General features: G+C 64.4%; 18 protein-coding genes and 1 other RNA gene. 13 read left to right on the top strand and 6 right to left on the bottom strand.

The genetic code is table 11. The annotated features are described in order from the left end of the window. Window positions 1-86 precede the first annotated feature (86 nt). Entirely contained in the window at window positions 87-1,970 is a 1,884-nt protein-coding gene (locus LDO41_RS09895) for an ABCB family ABC transporter ATP-binding protein/permease (protein WP_223985865.1), read from the top strand. 11 nt (window positions 1,971-1,981) lie between these two features. Here the strand turns inward: LDO41_RS09895 and LDO41_RS09890 are convergent, their stop codons facing one another. Continuing rightward, the gene (locus LDO41_RS09890) at window positions 1,982-2,440 is read right to left on the bottom strand and encodes an Lrp/AsnC family transcriptional regulator (RefSeq protein ID WP_223985861.1); all 459 of its coding nucleotides are present in this window, start codon (window positions 2,438-2,440) and stop codon (window positions 1,982-1,984) included. Between the two features lie 31 nt (window positions 2,441-2,471). Next, a complete protein-coding gene (locus LDO41_RS09885) occupies window positions 2,472-3,038 on the bottom strand; it encodes a cysteine dioxygenase family protein (RefSeq protein ID WP_377741903.1) in 567 nt (188 codons plus the stop codon). 184 nt (window positions 3,039-3,222) lie between these two features. Here LDO41_RS09885 and LDO41_RS09880 point away from each other — a divergent pair, with 184 nt between their 5' ends. The 7 genes from LDO41_RS09880 (at window position 3,223) to LDO41_RS09850 (ending at window position 10,083) form a co-directional block, all read left to right on the top strand. Continuing rightward, window positions 3,223-4,185, top strand: a complete 963-nt coding sequence (locus tag LDO41_RS09880; RefSeq protein WP_223985859.1) for a LysR family transcriptional regulator — start codon at window positions 3,223-3,225, stop codon at window positions 4,183-4,185. Between the two features lie 132 nt (window positions 4,186-4,317). After that, the gene (locus tag LDO41_RS09875) at window positions 4,318-5,652 is read left to right on the top strand and encodes a Glu/Leu/Phe/Val family dehydrogenase (protein WP_223985856.1); all 1,335 of its coding nucleotides are present in this window, start codon (window positions 4,318-4,320) and stop codon (window positions 5,650-5,652) included. A 299-nt stretch (window positions 5,653-5,951) separates the two neighbouring features. Next, a complete protein-coding gene (locus LDO41_RS09870; protein WP_223985853.1) occupies window positions 5,952-6,851 on the top strand; it encodes a glutamate/aspartate ABC transporter substrate-binding protein in 900 nt (299 codons plus the stop codon). Between the two features lie 64 nt (window positions 6,852-6,915). Next, the gene (locus LDO41_RS09865) at window positions 6,916-7,644 is read left to right on the top strand and encodes an amino acid ABC transporter permease (RefSeq protein WP_223985850.1); all 729 of its coding nucleotides are present in this window, start codon (window positions 6,916-6,918) and stop codon (window positions 7,642-7,644) included. A gap of 9 nt (window positions 7,645-7,653) precedes the next feature. Continuing rightward, entirely contained in the window at window positions 7,654-8,337 is a 684-nt protein-coding gene (gene gltK, locus LDO41_RS09860; protein ID WP_223985847.1) for a glutamate/aspartate ABC transporter permease GltK, read from the top strand. Continuing rightward, complete coding sequence (locus LDO41_RS09855) at window positions 8,334-9,068, top strand: amino acid ABC transporter ATP-binding protein (protein WP_223985844.1); 735 nt, start codon at window positions 8,334-8,336, stop codon at window positions 9,066-9,068. The genes gltK and LDO41_RS09855 overlap by 4 nt, the downstream gene beginning before the upstream one ends. Window positions 9,069-9,129: 61 nt before the next feature. Continuing rightward, on the top strand, window positions 9,130-10,083 hold the full coding sequence (locus tag LDO41_RS09850; RefSeq protein WP_223985830.1) for a LysR family transcriptional regulator: 954 nt from the start codon (window positions 9,130-9,132) through the stop codon (window positions 10,081-10,083). Here LDO41_RS09850 and LDO41_RS09845 read toward each other — a convergent pair. The 3 genes from LDO41_RS09845 to LDO41_RS09835 all read right to left on the bottom strand — a co-directional run bounded on the left by LDO41_RS09845 (window position 10,055) and on the right by LDO41_RS09835 (window position 13,741). Next, window positions 10,055-11,725 (bottom strand): thiamine pyrophosphate-binding protein, encoded by a 1,671-nt coding sequence (locus LDO41_RS09845; protein WP_223985828.1) that lies wholly within the window; start codon window positions 11,723-11,725, stop codon window positions 10,055-10,057. The two genes, LDO41_RS09850 and LDO41_RS09845, sit on opposite strands and share 29 nt — an antisense overlap. An 18-nt stretch (window positions 11,726-11,743) precedes the next feature. Continuing rightward, window positions 11,744-12,748, bottom strand: coding sequence for a Bug family tripartite tricarboxylate transporter substrate binding protein (locus LDO41_RS09840; RefSeq protein WP_223985825.1), 1,005 nt, complete (start codon window positions 12,746-12,748; stop codon window positions 11,744-11,746). Between the two features lie 162 nt (window positions 12,749-12,910). Beyond that, window positions 12,911-13,741, bottom strand: a complete 831-nt coding sequence (locus tag LDO41_RS09835; RefSeq protein ID WP_223985822.1) for a class II glutamine amidotransferase — start codon at window positions 13,739-13,741, stop codon at window positions 12,911-12,913. 77 nt (window positions 13,742-13,818) lie between these two features. Between LDO41_RS09835 and LDO41_RS09830 the strand changes: the two genes are divergently transcribed. From LDO41_RS09830 to rnpB, 5 genes are all read left to right on the top strand, one after another. Beyond that, window positions 13,819-14,892 (top strand): tartrate dehydrogenase, encoded by a 1,074-nt coding sequence (locus LDO41_RS09830; protein ID WP_223985819.1) that lies wholly within the window; start codon window positions 13,819-13,821, stop codon window positions 14,890-14,892. Between the two features lie 116 nt (window positions 14,893-15,008). Further along, window positions 15,009-16,289, top strand: coding sequence for a glycerate kinase type-2 family protein (locus LDO41_RS09825; protein ID WP_223986992.1), 1,281 nt, complete (start codon window positions 15,009-15,011; stop codon window positions 16,287-16,289). 2 nt (window positions 16,290-16,291) lie between these two features. Beyond that, complete coding sequence (gene pyrC, locus LDO41_RS09820) at window positions 16,292-17,335, top strand: dihydroorotase (protein WP_223985803.1); 1,044 nt, start codon at window positions 16,292-16,294, stop codon at window positions 17,333-17,335. Beyond that, window positions 17,332-18,111 (top strand): DUF3025 domain-containing protein, encoded by a 780-nt coding sequence (locus LDO41_RS09815; RefSeq protein WP_223985800.1) that lies wholly within the window; start codon window positions 17,332-17,334, stop codon window positions 18,109-18,111. The genes pyrC and LDO41_RS09815 overlap by 4 nt, the downstream gene beginning before the upstream one ends. 15 nt (window positions 18,112-18,126) lie before the next feature. Then, window positions 18,127-18,466, top strand: an RNA gene (gene rnpB, locus LDO41_RS09810) — RNase P RNA component class A. A 4-nt stretch (window positions 18,467-18,470) separates the two neighbouring features. Here the strand turns inward: rnpB and LDO41_RS09805 are convergent. Further along, window positions 18,471-18,893 (bottom strand): OsmC family protein, encoded by a 423-nt coding sequence (locus LDO41_RS09805; protein ID WP_223985781.1) that lies wholly within the window; start codon window positions 18,891-18,893, stop codon window positions 18,471-18,473. Window positions 18,894-19,449 lie beyond the last annotated feature (556 nt).

The raw sequence follows: 19,449 nt of genomic DNA, 5'->3' as shown, positions 1-19,449 counted from the left end.
GTCAGGAGGAGGGAAGGAGGGGAGGGGGGGTGTCTGCCGCATATCGCGATCTCTGCGACAATCGCGGCATAGCAGAATTCTAACGTATGCGCCGCCAACCCACGACACCCTCCATCCCCGAAGATCCCGCCCCCGCGGCATCGGCCAACGCGCTGTTTTCCAGCCGCGGCGCCCCGCGCAGCGATTGGCAGACCGTGCGCAACCTGTTGCCCTACGTCTGGCACTACAAGTGGCGCGTGATCTTCGCGCTCGCGTGCCTCGTCATGGCCAAGGTCTCGAACCTCGGCGTGCCGGTGCTGATGAAGCGGCTTATCGACACCATGGACGTGGGCCCGGGCGATGCGCGCGCGTTGTTGGTGGTGCCCGTGGGACTGATCGTCGCCTACGGTGTGCTGCGGCTCTCCAGTACGCTGTTCACGGAGTTGCGCGAGATCCTGTTCGCCAAGGTTACGCAGAGCGCGGTGCGCGAGATTGCGCTGCAGGTCTTCCGTCATCTGCACGGGCTGTCATTGCGCTTCCATCTGGACCGCCAGACCGGCGGCATGAGCCGCGATATCGAGCGTGGCACGCGTGGCATCCAGCAACTGATCTCGTACTCGCTATACAGCATCCTGCCGACGCTGGTGGAAATGGCGCTCGTGATCGGCTTCCTCGTGCTGCACTACGATATCTGGTTCGCGGGCATCACGGCCATCGCGCTGGTTGGCTATATCGTGTTCACGATCGTCGTGACCGAGTGGCGCACGCACTTCCGCCGTCGCATGAACGAGCTGGACTCGCGCGCGAGCCAGAAGGCGATCGACTCGCTGCTCAACTTCGAGACCGTCAAGTACTTCGGCAACGAGGAATACGAGGCGCGCCGCTACGACGAGAACCTGCTCAAGTACCGCAGCGCGGCGGTGCGCTCGCAGAACTCGCTGTCGTTCCTCAACTTCGGCCAGCAGACCATTATCGCGACGGGGCTGATCCTGATCCTGTGGCGCGCGACGGTTGGCGTGGCGGCCGGTCGGCTGACGCTCGGCGACCTCGTGCTGGTCAACACGCTGATGATCCAGCTCTATATCCCGCTGAATTTCCTCGGCGTGATCTATCGGGAAATCAAGCAGGCCACCACCGACATGGACCGCATGTTCGTGCTGCTGGGCACGCATCAGGAGATTGCGGATGCCCCTGATGCGCCGCCCCTCGAGGTGCGTGGTGCCGCGGTGCGCTTCCGCCATGTCGGCTTTGGCTACGAAAGCGATCGCGTGATTCTCGACGATGTGGACTTCACGATCGCCGCGGGCACCACCACTGCCGTGGTGGGGCACAGCGGTTCGGGCAAGTCGACGCTGGCGCGGCTGCTGTACCGCTTCTATGACGTCAACAGCGGCGGCATCGAGATCGATGGGCAGGACGTGCGCGGTATTCGCCAGGACACGCTGCGCCGCGCGATTGGCATCGTGCCGCAGGACACCGTGCTGTTCAATGACAGCATCTACTACAACGTGGCGTACGGCCGGCCCGAGGCGTCGCGCGAAGAGGTCATCGCGGCCGCGCGCGCGGCGCAGATCGACACGTTTATTCGCGAGTTGCCGCAGGGCTACGACACGCCGGTCGGCGAGCGCGGCCTCAAGCTGTCAGGCGGCGAGAAACAACGTGTCGCGATCGCGCGCACGCTGCTCAAGAACCCGCCGATCCTGGTGTTCGACGAGGCCACGTCCGCGCTGGACTCGCGCACCGAGCAGGCGATCCAGACCGAACTGATGCGGCTCGCACAGAACCGCACCACGCTGCTGATCGCGCACCGGCTGTCCACGGTCGTGCATGCGGATCAGATCCTCGTGATGGATCGGGGCCGCGTGATCGAGCGCGGCACGCATGCCGACCTGATGCGCCTCAACGGACGATATGCCGAGATGTGGCGCATCCAGGCGCGCAATGCGGTCGAGGGCGAAACCGACGACGAGGAAGGCGTCGCTCACGCGTAAGTTACACGGGGCTACGCGTAGTCCAATGGCAGCGCGGTGGTGTACTTGATCTGCTCCATCGCAAAGCTCGAACTCACGTCGGCAAGCTCGGCGCCGTGAATCAGCTTCTTGTACACCGCATCATAGGCGGCGATATCCGGCACCACCACGCGCAGCAGATAGTCGGTATCGCCCGCCATGCGATAGAACTCGGTGACCTCGGGAATCGACTGCACGAGCCCGTGGAAGGTCTTCAGCCATTTGGCGTTGTGCTGATTGGTGCGAACCGAGACGAATACCGTCACGCCGACATTGAGCTTCGCCGGATCGAGCAGCGCCACGCGCCGGCGAATCAGCCCGGCTTCCTCCAGCTTCTGAATGCGCCGCCAGCAGGGTGTGGAGGTGAGCCCGACCTTCTCGCCGATCTCGGCGACCGGCATCGTGGCGTCTTCCTGTAGCAGGGCGAGAATCTGGCGGTCGTAGCGATCCATGGACGTTGCTGGGGCGTTGGGGGGAAGGGGGTCAGGTGGGGGCGGTATCCACCAGCAGGTTCACGCCGGTGGCAATCTGGTGCTGCTCCACGCCGTAGACGTGCAGCGAGACGGCGACTTCATCGCCGGTGTTCGACAGCTGATGGATATGGCGCAGACCGGCCGGCACGCTGAACGTGTCGCCCGCCTCGCGCGTCACGGTATGAGCCAAGGCGGCGTGCCGTGTGGCCGGATTCCAGTGGTAATGACGCTCGGTCATCGTGCCGCGCAGCACGCGATACGCGCACCACGCGCGATGGCCATGAACTGGGCTCGCCTGCCCGGGGCGCCAGACCAGCAGCATCACCGAGAAGCGGCCGAACGGATCGGCATGAATCAGATGGCGCGTGTAGGTCCCCGCGCCGCCGGCGAGCGCGCCCGGTGGCAGCGCCGCCAGCAGCGTGTCCGCATCGGGCAGGCTGGCGACGATGCCATCCGTCACGAGGCGGGCGCTTTGCGCCAGCGCCGCCTCCATGCTCTGCGCGAAAGGCATCAGCGCCGGCGGCGGGGCGATGCGGCCGGCTTCGGACAGGGCGTGCGGCGTGTGCAGGCGGGACATGGCGGGCTCCGATTCTTTTTGCTGTTCGACAGCGGAATACCCATCATAGGCGGATCGGGCGAGCCGGTACGTGCGTAATCACATCCAAATCGTTCTGAAATTGTAATCCCGTTCTGCCGCATCGTCGATTGGTAGAAATTTCTTCTACATTGGGCAAATCGGTAGTCGCGGCATAATTGCGGCCATGGAAATCAAATGGCTTGAAGACTTCGTGAGCCTGGCGGAGACGCACAGCTTCTCGCGCTCGGCGGAATTGCGCCACGTCACGCAGCCGGCGTTCTCGCGCCGCATCCAATCGCTCGAGGCGTGGGTCGGCACCGAGCTGATCGACCGATCGAGTTATCCGACCAGCCTGACGGCGGCCGGCAAGGTTTTCTACGAGCAGGCGCTGGCGATGCTCGCGCAGGTCAGCGAGACGCGCGCGCTGATGCGCGGGCAGCGTTCGGCCAATGCGCAGGTACTCGAATTCGCGGTGCCGCACACCTTGTCGCTGACGTTCTTCCCGGAATGGCTCAAGGCGCTCGAGCGTCAGCTCGGCACGCTGCCGTGCCGGCTGCGCGCGCTCAACGTGCACGACGCGGTGCTCACGCTGGTGGAGGGCGGCTGCGATCTGGTCATGGTGTACCACCACCCGCGCCAGGCCATCCAGCTCGATCCGGCGCACTACGACATGCTTGTGCTCGGCACAGAGCGGCTGTCACCATACAGCGTGCCCGATGCCACCGGCCGCCCATTGTTCCGCCTGCCGGGCACGGACAAGAAGCCGGTTCCGTTCCTGAGCTACACGCCCAATGCGTTTCTCGGCCGCATGGTCGATATGCTGCTGGCCGAGGTAGCCGCGGACACGCTCAAGCTCGACAAATGCTACGAGACCGATATGGCAGAGGCGCTCAAGGTCATGGCGCTGGCCGGTCACGGCATGGCCTTCCTGCCCGAGAGCGCGGTGCGCGACGACGTACAGCAGGGCCGGCTGGTGCGCGCGGAGGGCGGGCGCGGGCTGCCGCAGTCGATCGACATGGAGATTCGGCTCTATCGCGAACGGCCGGGCGAGAACAACCACGAACGGCGCGGCGGGCAGGTCCGTCGCAAGCGGCAACTGGTCGACCAGATCTGGAGCACGCTCATGACGCAGGCCGCACCGCACTGAGGCAGCCTGCACCAGGTTGTCAGGGTTATGCGTGTCTTGCATAACCCTGATGGGGCGAATGAGCAAACGGCATTGGATTGTGAAAGGGCGGCGCCGATATCCTTGGCATCACCTTCACACGGAAACCAGCCAATGTCTTCCGCAGCACCGTCGCAAACGTTATCGCAAACCCCGTCGCCCATCATCAAACCGGGCACCCATATCCTCCCGTCCTATCTCAATGCCGAAGATCTCGGCCCCTGGGGCATCTACCTGAAGCAGGTCGAACGCGTGACGCCCTACCTGGGCTCGCTCGCGCGGTGGGTGGAAACGCTCAAGCGCCCCAAGCGCGCGCTGATCGTCGATGTGCCCATCGAGCTGGACAACGGCACGATCGCCCACTACGAGGGCTATCGCGTGCAGCACAACACCTCGCGCGGTCCGGGCAAGGGCGGCGTGCGTTTCCACCAGGACGTGACGCTGTCGGAAGTGATGGCGCTGTCGGCGTGGATGTCGGTCAAGAACGCGGCCGTCAACGTGCCGTACGGCGGTGCCAAGGGCGGCATCCGCGTCGATCCGCGCACGCTGTCGCACGGCGAGCTCGAGCGCATCACGCGCCGATACACGAGCGAGATCAACATCATCATCGGCCCGAACAAGGACATCCCGGCGCCCGACGTCAACACCAATGAGCAGATCATGGCGTGGATGATGGACACCTACTCGATGAACGAGGGCAGCACCGCCACCGGCGTGGTCACCGGCAAGCCGATCTCGCTGGGCGGCTCGCTCGGCCGGCGCGAAGCCACCGGCCGGGGCGTGTTCGTGGTCGGGTCGGAAGCGGCGCGCAACATCGGCATGGACGTCAAGGGTGCGCGCGTGGCCGTGCAGGGCTTCGGCAACGTCGGCTCGGTGGCCGCCAAGCTGTTTCATGAGGCTGGCGCGATCGTGGTGGCTGTGCAGGACCATCGCACCACGCTGTACCAGCCGGACGGCCTGGATGTCCCCGCGCTGATCGAATACGCGTCGCACGGTGGCACCATCGATGGCTACCGCGCCGAGGTAATTTCGGGTGACCAGTTCTGGGAAGTCGACTGCGACATCCTGATCCCGGCCGCGCTCGAGGGCCAACTGACCGCCAAGCGCGCGTCGCTGACCAAGGCCCGCCTCGTGATCGAAGGCGCGAACGGCCCGACCACGCCCGAGGCCGACGACATTCTGCGCGACCGCAATATTCTGGTCGCTCCGGACGTCATCGCCAACGCTGGCGGCGTGACCGTGTCCTATTTCGAATGGGTGCAGGACTTCTCGAGCTTCTTCTGGACCGAGGAGGAAATCAACCAGCGGCTGGTACGAATCATGCAAGAGGCTTTCCGCGCGATCTGGCAGGTCGCACAGGACAACAAGGTCACGCTCCGTACGGCCGCGTTTATCGTGGCCTGCACGCGAATCCTGCAGGCGCGCGAGATGCGCGGCCTGTATCCCTGATCGAAAAAGGGCGTCATTGATTTGTTGCAATGCAATATTTCAACATGGCGCGCAGGGATAACGCGGAAACGCGGTTGCCGGCAAATACCGGCGACCGCGTTTTTTTGCATGCTTGACGGGTGTCTGAAGCGATTGAACGATTTCGCCCCAATACGACGCGGCCGTGCGACGCCGTGCCGAGAATTGCACCAGTTAGGGGAAAACCCGTTGCCGGATATAGGCGGCTAAGCAATACTATTTCGCTGGCGGGGCGTTTTTTGCTAGAGTGCCGCCTTTCTCTTCATGGTCAAGGAGATGTTATGAATTTTGCCAAGCTGGCGGGCCTGATGGTCGCGGCAGGTCTTTTGAGCGGCGCCGCACAAGCCGCAGAGCCGCTCTCGGGCACGCTGCAGAAGATCAAGGAAACGGGTGTGATCTCGCTGGGCGTGCGGGATTCGTCGATTCCGTTCAATTACAACCTGGGTGGTGTACGTCAGGTCGGTTATTCCTATGACATCAACACGAAGATCGTGGAAGCCGTCAAGGATCAACTGAAGCTGCCGAACCTGCAGGTCAAGGAAATCCCGATCACGTCGCAAAACCGTATCACGCTGCTGCAAAACGGCACGATCGATATCGAATGCGGCTCGACGACGAACAACCTCGAGCGTCAGAAGCAAGCGTCGTTCACCAATTCCATCTTCATCATCGGCACGCGCATCATGGTGAAGAAGGACGGCGGCATCAAGGACTGGGCCGACCTCAAGGGCAAGAACGTCGTGACGACGGCTGGCACGACGTCCGAGCGCCTGCTGCGCAAGATGAACGATGACCAGAAGCTGGGCATGAACATCATCAGCACGAAGGACCACGGTCAGTCGTTCCTGACGCTGGAGTCCGGCCGTGCCGTGGCGTTCATGATGGATGACGCGCTGCTGTACGGCGAGCGCGCCAAGGCCAAGAACCCCAACGACTGGATCGTGGTCGGCAAGCCGCAGTCGCGCGAGTCCTACGGTTGTATGATCCGCAAGGACGACGCACCGTTCAAGAAGCTGTCGGACAACGTGATCACCGGCCTGATGAAGGATGGCTCGATCAACACGATGTACGCCAAGTGGTTCCAGCAACCGGTCCCGCCGAAGGGCCTGAACCTGGACTTCCCGCTGTCGGAAGACATGAAGACGCTCTTCAAGAACCCGAACGACAAGGCGCTCGACTGATTTTTCAGTTAGATGAGTGCGAAACGGAAGGAGAAGTCCTTCCGTTTCTTTTTGAGGACGCAAGATGGATTACAACTGGCATTGGGGAGTCTTCCTCGAGCAGGCCGCGCAGAACGAGACGTACCTCGACTGGATGATCTCCGGTTTGAAGGTCACGCTCGCGCTCGGGCTCTCCTCGTGGGTCATCGCCCTCGTCATCGGGTCGGTGCTCGGCGTACTGCGCACCGTGCCCAGCAAATTCCTGTCGGGGATCGCGGCGTGGTACGTCGAGATCTTCCGCAATATCCCGCTGCTGGTGCAGCTGTTCATCTGGTACTTCGTGATTCCCGAACTGCTGCCGTTCGGTGATGCGATCAAGCAGATGAACCCGTTCACGCAGCAGTTCCTGGCGGCCATGCTCTGCCTGGGCACCTTCACGGCGGCCCGGGTTTGCGAACAGGTGCGCTCGGGTATCAATTCGCTGCCGCGCGGCCAGCGCAACGCGGGCCTCGCCATGGGCTTCACGCTGCCGCAGACCTATCGGCATGTGCTGCTGCCGATGGCGTTCCGCGTGATCGTGCCGCCGCTGACCTCCGAGTTCCTGAACATCTTCAAGAACTCCGCGGTGGCGTCGACGATCGGTCTGCTGGAACTCGCGGCGCAGGGGCGTCAATTGGTTGACTACACGGCGCGGCCGTACGAGTCGTTTATCGCGGTGACGGTGATGTACATGCTGATCAACGTGACGGTCATGCTGATCATGCGCTGGGTGGAAAAGCGCACGCGCGTGCCCGGCTTCATCGGCGGCAAGTAAGGGGACACGATGGCATACGACTTCGATTTCAGCTCGATCAATCTCACCACGCTGGAAGTGCTCGGCGAGGGCATGATGGTCTCGCTGAAGATCACGGTAACCGCCGTGGTGGTGGGCATCGTCTGGGGCACCGTGCTCGCGATGATGCGCTTGTCCTCGTTCAAGCCGTTCAACTGGTTTGCGCAGGGGTACGTGACCATCTTCCGCTCCATCCCGCTGGTGATGGTGCTGTTATGGTTCTTCCTGATCATCCCGCAACTGTTGCAGAAGGCATTCAACCTGTCGCCGGCCGCCGATTTGCGCATGACATCCGCGCTGATTGCGTTCGCGCTGTTCGAGGCCGCGTATTACTCGGAAATCATCCGCGCGGGTATCCAGAGCGTGTCGCGCGGGCAGATGTTCGCGGCACAGGCGCTCGGCATGACCTACGGCCAGACCATGCGGCTGGTGATTCTGCCGCAGGCCTTCCGCAACATGGTGCCGCTGCTGCTGACGCAGGGCATCATCCTGTTCCAGGATACTTCGCTCGTCTACGTGAGCGCGCTGGCGGACTTCTTCGGCCAGGCTTACGGTATCGGCGAGCGTGACGGCCGGATCGTCGAACTGCTGCTGTTCGCGGGTGCCGTGTACTTCGTTATCTGCATCTCCGCTTCGTTGCTGGTCAAGCGTTACCAGAAAAAGGTGGCTGTATGATCGAAATCAATAACGTTTCCAAGTGGTACGGTGCTTTCCAGGTGCTGACCGACTGCACCACCAAAGTCGCCAAGGGTGAAGTGGTGGTGGTGTGCGGCCCGTCGGGTTCGGGCAAGTCGACACTGATCAAGACCGTGAACGCGCTCGAGCCGTTCCAGAAGGGCGACATCCTCGTCGATGGCACCTCGGTGGGCAATCCGAAGACCAATCTGCCGAAGCTGCGCTCGCGCGTGGGCATGGTGTTCCAGAACTTCGAGCTGTTCCCGCACCTGTCGATCACCGAGAACCTGACCATCGCGCAGATGAAGGTGCTCGGCCGCTCGAAGGACGAGGCGACCGCCAAGGGCCTGAAGTACCTCGAGCGCGTGGGTCTGAAGAGCCAGGCGGCCAAGTTCCCGGGCCAGCTGTCGGGCGGCCAGCAGCAGCGCGTGGCCATTGCGCGCGCGCTGTCGATGGACCCGATCTGCATGCTGTTCGACGAACCGACCTCGGCGCTTGACCCGGAAATGGTCAACGAAGTGCTGGACGTGATGGTGCAGCTGGCCAACGAAGGCATGACCATGATGTGCGTGACCCACGAAATGGGCTTCGCGCGCAAGGTGGCCAACCGCGTGATCTTCATGGACGCCGGCAAGATCGTCGAGGATTGCCCGAAGGAAGAGTTCTTCGGCAACACCGACGCCCGCTCGGACCGCGCCAAGCAGTTCCTGTCGAAGATCCTGCAGCATTAAACCTGCGCTCACCTCGCGCGCAGTGTCTGGGCGCGCGGGGTGAGGGCCGCAGTACCGCTTTATGCCAATGAATTCCGACGATCTGTCGATCTTCGCGCTCGTTGCGGATTCCGGCAGTTTCTCCGCCGCCGCGCTTGCCGGCGGTGTCGATGCCTCCAGTATCAGCCGCCGCGTCACGCAGCTCGAAAAGCAGCTGGGTACGCGGCTGTTCCATCGCACCGGTCGCGGCGTGTCGTTGACCGAGCAGGGCACCGCGCTGCTGGCGTACGCGCGTCAGATCAGGGAGACGCTCGCGGCCGCCGAGTCCGCAGTGTCGAGCAATGCGGGGCTGGGCCCGTCGCGCATCCGTATCGCGGCGCAGCCGACCATCGCCCGCACCGTGTTCGGTGATCTCTATCACGTCCTGCACCGCAAGTTTCCGCATAGCCGCCTCCAGTTCACCGAAGGACTGGCCAGCAACGTGCTCGCCGAACTGCAGGCGGGCACGGTCGATATCGCGATCCTGTACCGGCCCGAATACCCGGGCAGCACAAGCTACGAGCCGCTCCTGCTAGAGCGGCTCTATCTGCTGACGCCGCCCGGCTTCGCGATGACGCAGGAACGCGTCGATTCGCACGGGTTACAGGGCATTCCGATGATCCTGCCGAGCACGCATCATGGCATTCGCGTGTTCGTCGAGGCCATGGCCGCGCGGCGTGGACACAGCGTGCAACTGGCGCTGGAGAACGACGGTTCCAACGCCATCACGGCGTCGCTGGTGCACAAGAATTGCGGCTGCACGGTGCTGCCGCTTGCGGCGGTCCCCGACGATATCGCCGCGGGCCGCCTGCGTGGTTTCCCGCTGCCCGGCGCCGATGCCGAACGCTGTATCAGCCTCGTGCTCGGTCGTACCGAACTGGAACCGGCCACGCTATGGGCGCTGAATAGCGCCATCCGCGAGGTGGCGACCGATCTCGTCAAGACCGGCGCGTGGCCCGGGGCACGCCTTATTGATCCAGCCGCAACGCCGGCGTGATCTGCTGCGGATCGGTCACCAGTTCCAGCACTGCCGCACGACCCGCCGCACGCGCGCGCTCCAGCGCGGCCGGGAAGTCCGACTCGTGCTCCACGCGTTCGGCATGCGCGCCGAATGCGCGTGCCAGCGCAATAAAGTCGGGGTTGGCCAGCTGCGTGCCCGAAATGCGGCCCGGGTACTCGCGCTCCTGATGCATGCGGATGGTGCCGAGCATGCCGTTGTTGACGACGATTACGATCACCGCGGCGCCAAACTGCATGGCCGTGGCCAGCTCCTGCGGATACATCATGAAGCAGCCGTCGCCGGCAAAGCACACCACCGTGCGCTCGGGCGCCGCCAGCTTGGCCGCGATCGCCGCGGGCAGGCCGTAGCCCATCGCGCCATTGGTCGGTGCCAGTTCGGTGCCGAGCTGCTTGTAGCGATAGAAGCGATGCACCCACACCGTGTAGTTGCCGGCGCCATTGCTGATGACCGTATCGTCGGGCAGCGTGTTCGACAGATGCGCGACCACCGACGACATTTCCACACCGCGCTGCGACGCGCCGCGCGCCAGCGGCGTGTTGTGCGCGACATAGGCGGCGCGTGCCGCTTCGGTCCAGCCATGCCACGGCAGGGCTGCGCCAGCGGGCTGCAGCGCGGCGAAGGCCGTTGCCGCGTTGGCCACGGATGCGTTGATGGGCAGGTCCGCAAGGAACACGCGGCCGAGCTCTTCGGGGTCCGCATGCACATGCACCAGGCGCTGCGCGGGGCGCGGGCTACGAATCAGTTCGTAGTTGCCGGACGTGATCTCCGACAGGCGGCTGCCGATCACGATCAGCAGGTCGGCCTCACTGACCGTGCGCGCGAGGGCCGCCGATACGCCGAGGCCAAGCTGGCCGACGTAATGCGCATCGCGATTGTCGAGCACGTCCTGACGGCGGAACGAGGCGGCCACGGGCAGGTTCCACGCCGTGGCAAACTCGCGCAGCGCGGCCTGAGCGGTCGCATTCCAGCCGGTACCACCGACGACCACGAGCGGGCGCTGGGCTTCGCGCAGCAGCGCGGCCAGTTCGGCCGGCGCCGCCGCGTCGGGCGCGGCTTCGCTGATGCGGGCGGGCGGCACATCGGCCACCGCCGCGGCGCCGAACAGCACGTCCTCGGGCAGCGCGACCACCACCGGGCCCTTGCGGCCCGACATCGCCACGCTGAACGCGCGGCTCACGATCTCGGGAATGCGCGCGATGTCCTCGATCTCGGTCGCCCACTTGGCCAGACCGCCGAACACGCGGCGATAGTCGACTTCCTGAAAGCCTTCGCGCTCCTTGATCTGGTTGGCCACCTGGCCCACGAACAGGATCATCGGCGTGGAGTCCTGCATCGCCGTGTGCACGCCGTTAGCGGCGTGCGTGGCGCCGGGGCCGCGCGTGACGAACGCGATGCCGGGGCGACCGGTCAGCTTGCCGTAACCGTCCGCCATGTTCGAGGCGGCGCCTTCATGGCGCGTGACGATGGTGCGGATGCTGTCGTGATCGGCCAGCGCGTCGAGCACGGGCAGATAGCTTTCGCCGGGCACGCAATAGATGGTGTCCACCTGGTTGCGCCGCAGCGCCTCCACGAGGATCTGGCCGCCATTGCGGGAAGGAGTGGTTTGAGTCGTTGTCATCGATGGTGCCGGGGCAATTTAGTCGAGCGTGAGGTTCAGCGTCGGGGCGATCTTGGCCCAGCGCTTGGCGTCCTCGTTGATAAACGCGGCAAACGCGGCCGAATCGCTGCCAACGTATTGCGAGCTCGAGCTCTCGAGCACGTGCTTGAACTCCGCCGAATGCATGTATTCGAGCGAGGCCTTCTCCAGCTTGCTCACCACATCGGCGGGCGTATTGGCGGGCGCGAACAGGCCATACCACGCGTACGATTCAAAGCCCTTCAGATCCTTGACGCCCGACTCCTCGACGGTCGGCACATCGGGCAGCTGCGACGCGCGCTGCTTGCCGGTGACGGCGATGGCCTTGGCCTTGCCGCTCTTGATCATCGGCACCACGGCGATCGTGCTGTCGATCAGCATCGGCACGTGCCCGCCGACGAGGTCATTGATGGCCGGTGCCGAGCCCTTGAACGGGATATGGTTCATCTCGAGCTTGGTCATGTTCTTGAGCAGCTCGCCCGTCATATGCTGGGTCGTGCCATTGCCGGCCGACGCCCACGAGAAGTTGCCCTTCTGTGCGCGGATATACGCGAGCAGCTCCTGCAGGTTATTCACGGGCACCGACGGATGCACGACGATGACCTGCGGCACCTTGAGCAGGTTGGTGATGGGCTTCAGGTCGGTCTTCGCGTCGAACGGCATCTTCTTGTACAGATGCTGGTTGATCACGATCGGGCCGCTGGCCGTGATCATCAGCGTGTAGCCGTCCGGCTTGGCCTTTGCCACGAGGTTGGTGCCGATATTGCCACCGGCGCCGGCACGGTTGTCGATCACGAACGGCTGGCCCAGCGCTTCCGAGAGCCCCTTCGACAGCGGCCGCGCGGCGATATCCGAAGGACCGCCCGCGGGCCAGGGCACCACGATGGTCACGGCCTTGTCGGGGTAGGCCGCATTGGCCGTACCCGCCTGCACGCCCAGTGCCGCCGTCATGATTGCGGCTGCGCCCATCACCCATCGCCGCAGCGATTTTTTCTTGTCCACCATAGCCTGCGTCTCCTGATCGTTCAAATCCGAGCGCGCAGTATGTCAGGCGGAGTGGGGGTGTGGGGGGTGGCTGGCGCAGACCTGATTTTCGTAAAACGCAAAGCAGGCCGCGCAAGGCGGCCTGCCGGGGTCTGTGCGGATAACTGTCAGGCGGGCGCCAGCTCAGGTGCAGGCGCTATTGGCGGCGTTCTTGGCCTGGACTTCGGGCGGAATTGGCACGGTCAGCGTCATCGTCGGCAGGCCGTTCTCGAACATGATCAGCTCGCCCGGCGCAAAGCGCGTCCAGGTTTCGTTGTCGGTCAGCGGCGCGGTGGCGATCACGGCGACGCGGTCGTCGGGCGTGGTCACCTGCGCGAAATCGATCGACAGGTCGGCATCGATCAGATGCGCCTCGGAGAACGGCCACTGGCGCACGATGTAGTACAGGTACGTCGAGCAATGCGCGAACAGCGCCTGCCCGTTACAGAGCAGGAAGTTGAACACGCCATGCAGCGTGATATCGCGCGTGATGTCCGCCAGCGCGTGGCAGAGCTCGTTCAGCGGCGGCTGCGAACCCGGAAAGCGCTTGCGCAGGCCCTGCATCAGCGTGCAGAACGCCAGCTCGCTGTCGGTGTCGCCCACCGGCTGATACACGCCGGACAGGAACGGGTTGAATTCCTTGAGGTCGCCGTTATGCGCGAAGATCCAGTGGCGGCCCCAAAGCTCGCGCATGAACGGATGGCAGTTCTCCAGCCGCACGGTGCCCTGGGTGGCCTTGCGGATGTGGGAGATCACGTTCTTCGACTTGATCGGATAGCGCTTGATCAGTTCAGCCACCGGCGAGGTGCCCGCCGACTGGTTGTCGATGAACAGACGACACGCCTTGTCCTCGAAGAACGCGACGCCGAAGCCGTCGGAATGATGGTCGGTCAGGCCACCGCGCAAGGCGAAGCCCGTAAAGGAGAACGTCACGTCGGTCGGCGTGGCGCAGTTCATGCCTAGCAACTGGCACATGGCGGATACCGGTGCGGCAGGGGGCTGCCGCTTTGCAATAGAATGCGAAACATTATCACGCGCGAAAGCGTCCCGCCATGAGCCAATACAAGATCGCAGTCATTCCCGGAGACGGCATTGGTACCGAAGTGATGCCGGAAGGCATTCGCGCGATGGATGCCGTCGCACGCCGCTTTGGCATCGATTTCCAGTGGGACCATTTCGATTTCTCGAGCTACGCGTACTTCGAGAAGCACGGCAAGATGCTGCCGGACGACTGGTTCGACACGCTAACGAAATACGACGCGATCTATTTTGGCGCAGTCGGCTGGCCCGCGAAAATGGCCGATCACGTGTCGCTGTGGGGCTCGCTGCTGCAGTTCCGCCGCTCGTTCGACCAGTATGTGAACCTGCGCCCGGTGCGGCTGCTGCCCGGTATCAAGAGTCCGCTGGCGGACCGCAAGCCCGGCGATATCGACTTCTACGTGGTGCGCGAGAACACCGAGGGCGAGTATTCGAGCATCGGCGGCCGCATGTTCCCGAACACCGAGCGCGAGATCGTCGTGCAGGAAACGGTGATGAGCCGCACCGGGGTGGACCGCATCTTGAAATTCGCGTTCGAGCTGGCGCAGAAACGGCCCAGGAAGCACCTGACTTCGGCCACCAAGTCCAACGGCATCTCGATCACGATGCCGTACTGGGACGAGCGCGTGGAGGCCATGGCGGCAAATTACCCCGGCATCAACGTGGACAAGTACCACATCGACATCCTGACCGCGCACTTCGTGCAGCATCCGGACTGGTTCGACGTGGTTGTGGCCAGTAACCTGTTCGGCGACATCCTGTCGGACCTGGGCCCGGCCTGCACGGGCACGATCGGCGTGGCGCCGTCGGCCAATATCAACCCAGACCGCACCTATCCCAGCCTGTTCGAGCCGGTGCACGGCTCGGCGCCCGATATCGCGGGGCGTGGCATTGCCAATCCGATCGGGCAGATCTGGTGCGGCGGCATGATGCTCGAGCATCTGGGCCACCCCGAAGCCGGCGCTGCCGTGCTGGCCGCGATCGAGAAGGTGCTGGCGGCTGGTCCCGCGCATGCGCCGCTGACGCGCGATATCGGCGGCACGGCCAGCACCGCGGATCTCGGCCGCGCGATCGCGGAGGCGCTGTGAGCCGCCCAGACCCGCGCGATCCCGCGCCCGATACCGCTCGCGATCCGTCCGGCGCCCCAGCAGGCAACCTTGCGTCTGATGCCGCGTCCGATCCCCGGCGCGACGACGCCCGTGCCTTGCTGCTGGAGTCCTTCCGCGCTGCGGTTGCCGCCGCGGACCCGCTCGAAATCGTCGCCGCGCAACTGCCGCCTCCGCATCAGGGCGGGCGCACGCTCGTGGTTGGCGCCGGCAAGGCGGCCGCCTCGATGGCGGTGGCGGTGGAGCGCGCTTATGGAGGTCAAAGCGCGGGCCGCGCCACGCTCGAGGGCGTGGTGGTCACGCGCTACGCGCATGGCATGCCGACCGACCATATCCGCGTGATCGAGGCCGGCCATCCGGTGCCCGACGAGGCCGGCGAGCAGGCCGCCGCCGACATCCTCGCGCGCGTCGAGGGACTGAACGAAAACGACCGATTGATCGTGCTGGTGTCGGGTGGCGGCTCGAGCCTGCTGTCGCTGCCGGCCACGGGCATTCCGATGGCCGATCTCAAGGCCACCACGCGCGAACTGCTGCGTTGCGGCGCGCCGATCACCGACATGAACATCGTGCGCAAGCACATCTCGCGCATCCAGGGCGGTCGCCTCGCGCAGGCAAGCCGCGCGCCGGTGACGACGCTGATCGTTTCCGACGTGGCTGGCGACGACCCGAGCGCGATCGCGTCGGGGCCCACCGTGCCCGACCCGAGCACCTATGCCGACGCGCTGGCGATTCTGCGACGCTTCGGCGCGACCGTGCCCGCCACGGTGCAGGCGCACCTCGAGCGCGGCGCGCGCGGCGAGATCGACGAGACGCCGAAACCCGGCGATCCGTTGTTCGCCCGCGTGGACAATCGCATGATCGCCACCGCGCACGGCAGCCTTGAAGCTGGCGCCGCCGTGTTCCGCAAGCATGGGATCCAACCGGTCTTGCTCGGCGATACGGTGACCGGCGAAGCGCGTGAAGTGGCGCAGGTGTACGCCGCGCTGGTGCGCGAAATTCGCGCGTACAATGCGCCGTTCGCCGCCCCCGTGGCGCTGATTTCGGGCGGTGAATGCACCGTGACGCTGCCCGCGGGGGCAGCTGGCGCGCGCGGTGGCCGTTGCTCCGAGTTCCTGCTGTCGCTGGCGCTGGAGCTTGGCGGCACTGCGGGCGTGTACGCGCTCGCCGCCGATACCGACGGCATCGACGGCTCCGAGGACAACGCTGGCGCGATCGCCGATCCGACCTCGCTCGCGCGTGCCGAGGCCGCGGGCGCGCCTGCGCGCCGTCAGCTCGACGCGCACGATGCCTGGGGCTTCTTCGACGCGATCGACGACCTCGTCGTCACCGGCCCCACGCGCACCAATGTCAACGATTACCGCGCCATCCTGATTTTGTGACCATGACCCAAACGCTGACCATCACCCGCCCGGACGACTGGCACCTGCACCTGCGCGACGGCGCGGCGCTCGCTGCCGTGCTGCCCGACACCGCTCGCCAGTTCGCGCGTGCGATCATCATGCCGAACCTCCGGCCGCCCGTGACCACGGTCGAGCAGGCCCGCGCCTACCGCGCACGCATCCTCGCGGCGCTGCCTGCGGGCATGACGTTCGAGCCGCTGATGACGCTGTATCTGACCGACAACCTGCCGCCCGAGGAGATCGTGGCGGCGCGCGCGAGCGGCTTCGTGCATGCGGTCAAGCTGTATCCGGCCGGCGCGACCACCAACAGCGACGCGGGCGTGACCGATATCCGCCGCTGCGCGAAAACGCTCGAAGCGATGGAGCGCGCGGGCCTGCCGCTGCTGGTGCACGGTGAAGTGACTGACGGCGACATCGACCTCTTCGATCGCGAAGCCGTGTTTATCGAGCGCGTGATGAAGCCGCTGCGCCGCGATTTCCCGGGCCTCAAGGTGGTGTTCGAACACATTACCACCAAGGACGCCGCCGAGTACGTGCGCGACGCCGAAGGCCCGACTGCCGCGACCATTACCGCGCACCACCTGCTGTACAACCGCAACGCCATCTTTATCGGCGGCATCCGCCCGCATTACTATTGCCTGCCGGTGCTCAAGCGCGAGATCCATCGTGAGGCGCTGGTCAAGGCCGCCACTTCGGGCAGCGAGCGTTTCTTCCTCGGTACCGACAGTGCGCCGCACGCACGCGGGCTGAAGGAGCACGCCTGCGGTTGCGCCGGTTGCTACACCGCGCTGCATGCAATGGAGCTGTACGCGGAGGCATTCGATAACGTAGGCGCGCTGGACAAGCTTGAAGCGTTCGCGAGCTTCAACGGCCCGGCGTTCTACGGCCTGCCGCGCAACACCGGCACGCTGACGCTGACGCGCGAGGATTGGGAACTGCCGGCCGAGCTGCCGTACGGCGACACCACGCTCGTGCCGCTGCGCGCCGGCGAGACGATGCGCTGGAAGGCCACTTCGGCAGCGTGAACAAGGCTTGGCGCGGCATCGACTGGAGCCAGCCCTGGTTCCAGCCGTTTGCCGCGGTGGGGGCGACCATCGGTGCCGACCCTCATGTCGACCTCCATGCCAGCCTGAGTCAAACCGCGGCCGACCTGCGCAATGCGCGCGGGCTGCCGCTGCGCTTCGTGTCGCAGGAGAACCTGCCTGCCGACACCGCCTACGAATCGCATATCTACGCCACTGGCGAAGTTCCCACGCGCGACAACCTCCACGACGCCTTCAACGCGCTCGTGTGGCTGCATTTCCCTGAAACCAAGCAATGGCTCAACCGCCTGCAGGCGGAGGAACTATCGCGCGCGGGTGTTGCCAGCGAACGCGGGCGCGCGCGCGATGCCGCGACGCTCTTCGACGAGAACGCGGTGGTGTTTCTGTACGAGGACGATGCGCTGGCCGCGGCGTTGCGCGACTTCCAGTGGCAGGCGCTGTTCGTGGCCGGCCGCGACGCGTGGAGCAAGCGCTGCGCGGTCGTGCCGTTCGGTCATGCGCTGCTGGAAAAACTCGTGGCGCCGTACAAAGCGGTCACCGCTCATGCCTGGCCGCTGCGGCTGGCGGCCGATAGTTCGCTCGACGAGATCGACCACGCGCTGGCGGCCTCGCTGCGGGAAGCGCGCGACACGCTGCGTGGCGGGCGCAGCTTCGCGCCGCTACCCGTGATGGGCATTCCGGGCTGGTGCGAAGACAATGCGGACCCCGCGTTCTACGCGGACCACTCGGTGTTTCGCCCCGGACGCCGTTCTCAGTGATAGACTGCGGGCCGCAAAGCAGGCCAGACAATCGCTGCTTGGTTCGCAAGGGCCAAGGGGAGGAAAGTCCGGACTCCACAGGGCAGGGTGTTGGCTAACAGCCATCCACGGCAACGTGCGGAATAGGGCCACAGAGACGAGTCTTCCCATCGGGTTCGCCCGGCGGGAAGGGTGAAACGCGGTAACCTCCACCTGGAGCAATCCCAAATAGGCAGGCGTTGAGGCGGCCCGCTGAGCCTGCGGGTAGGGAGCTGGAGCCGGCCGGTAACGGTCGGCCTAGAGGAATGGTTGTCACGCCCGGTTCGCCGCAAGGCGGCCAGGCGCACAGAATCCGGCTTATCGGCCTGCTTTGCTTCTACTTATCCCTCCACGATTTCCATCGTGTGGGTGATCTCGGCGGTCTTCGCCAGCATGATCGACGCCGAGCAGTACTTGTCGTGCGACAGCGTGATTGCGCGTTCCACTGTGGCAGCGTTCAGATTGCGGCCCGTCACCACGAAATGGAAGTTGATGCGCGTGAACACTTTCGGGTCTTCGCCCGCGCGCTCGGCTTCGAGCTTGACGCTGCACCCGCGCACGTCCTGACGGCCGCGCTTCAGGATCAGCACCACGTCATAAGCCGTGCAGCCGCCGGTGCCCAGGAGCACCATTTCCATGGGCCGCGGCGCCAGGTTGTTGCCGCCGCCGTCGGGCGCGCCGTCCATCGCCACGATATGCCCGCTACCGGTCTGGGCCACGAAGCTCATGCCTTCCGGGCCCATCCATGTCACTTTGCATTCCATTGTGTTCGTTCCTTGTCGTTCTTCAGATATGGGGGCGAATCTTGCCTTCCGCAACGCCGTATCATCTCCCCCCACCGACGGATGGCAGGGATTTCCCGTGGTTTTTGGAGGGTTTCCTCTACTGTCGCGTTGAAACGTCAATCGTGGATGTCTACTAACTCTTTGTTTTCAAAGAAATTCACTGATTATTGAGTGTCTCTTACTGCATTCTATAATGCGAAATCTGATTCCACAGTGCAAATTCTCTTGCGCCCGCAAGTCCTCGCTATATAATTCGAGTCATTGAACGACAGCGTTCTGGTGTGCGAAAACGAAACGAACCCAGCGCAGTCGATCTTCCAGTGTCTCCTCCACCCTCCTCCTTTGGTGGATTCAAACCCAAGCCAAACCGCTTGGGTTTTTTTTCGTTCGTTGCTTGTACGTCCAAGCAAGCCCGCAGTATAATCGACGACTTTTCCGGCTGTTGCCCACGGAAAAAAAGCAGGTCAAGCAGGTACTGATAGGACGCTAAAACGGCGACCGTCACATTGGGCAGCATTTCTACGATTCAGGAAAA

Source organism: Cupriavidus pampae (assembly GCF_914271485.1).
Classification (GTDB): Bacteria; Pseudomonadota; Gammaproteobacteria; order Burkholderiales; family Burkholderiaceae; genus Cupriavidus; species Cupriavidus pampae.
This window is presented reverse-complemented; position numbering and strand designations above follow the sequence as displayed.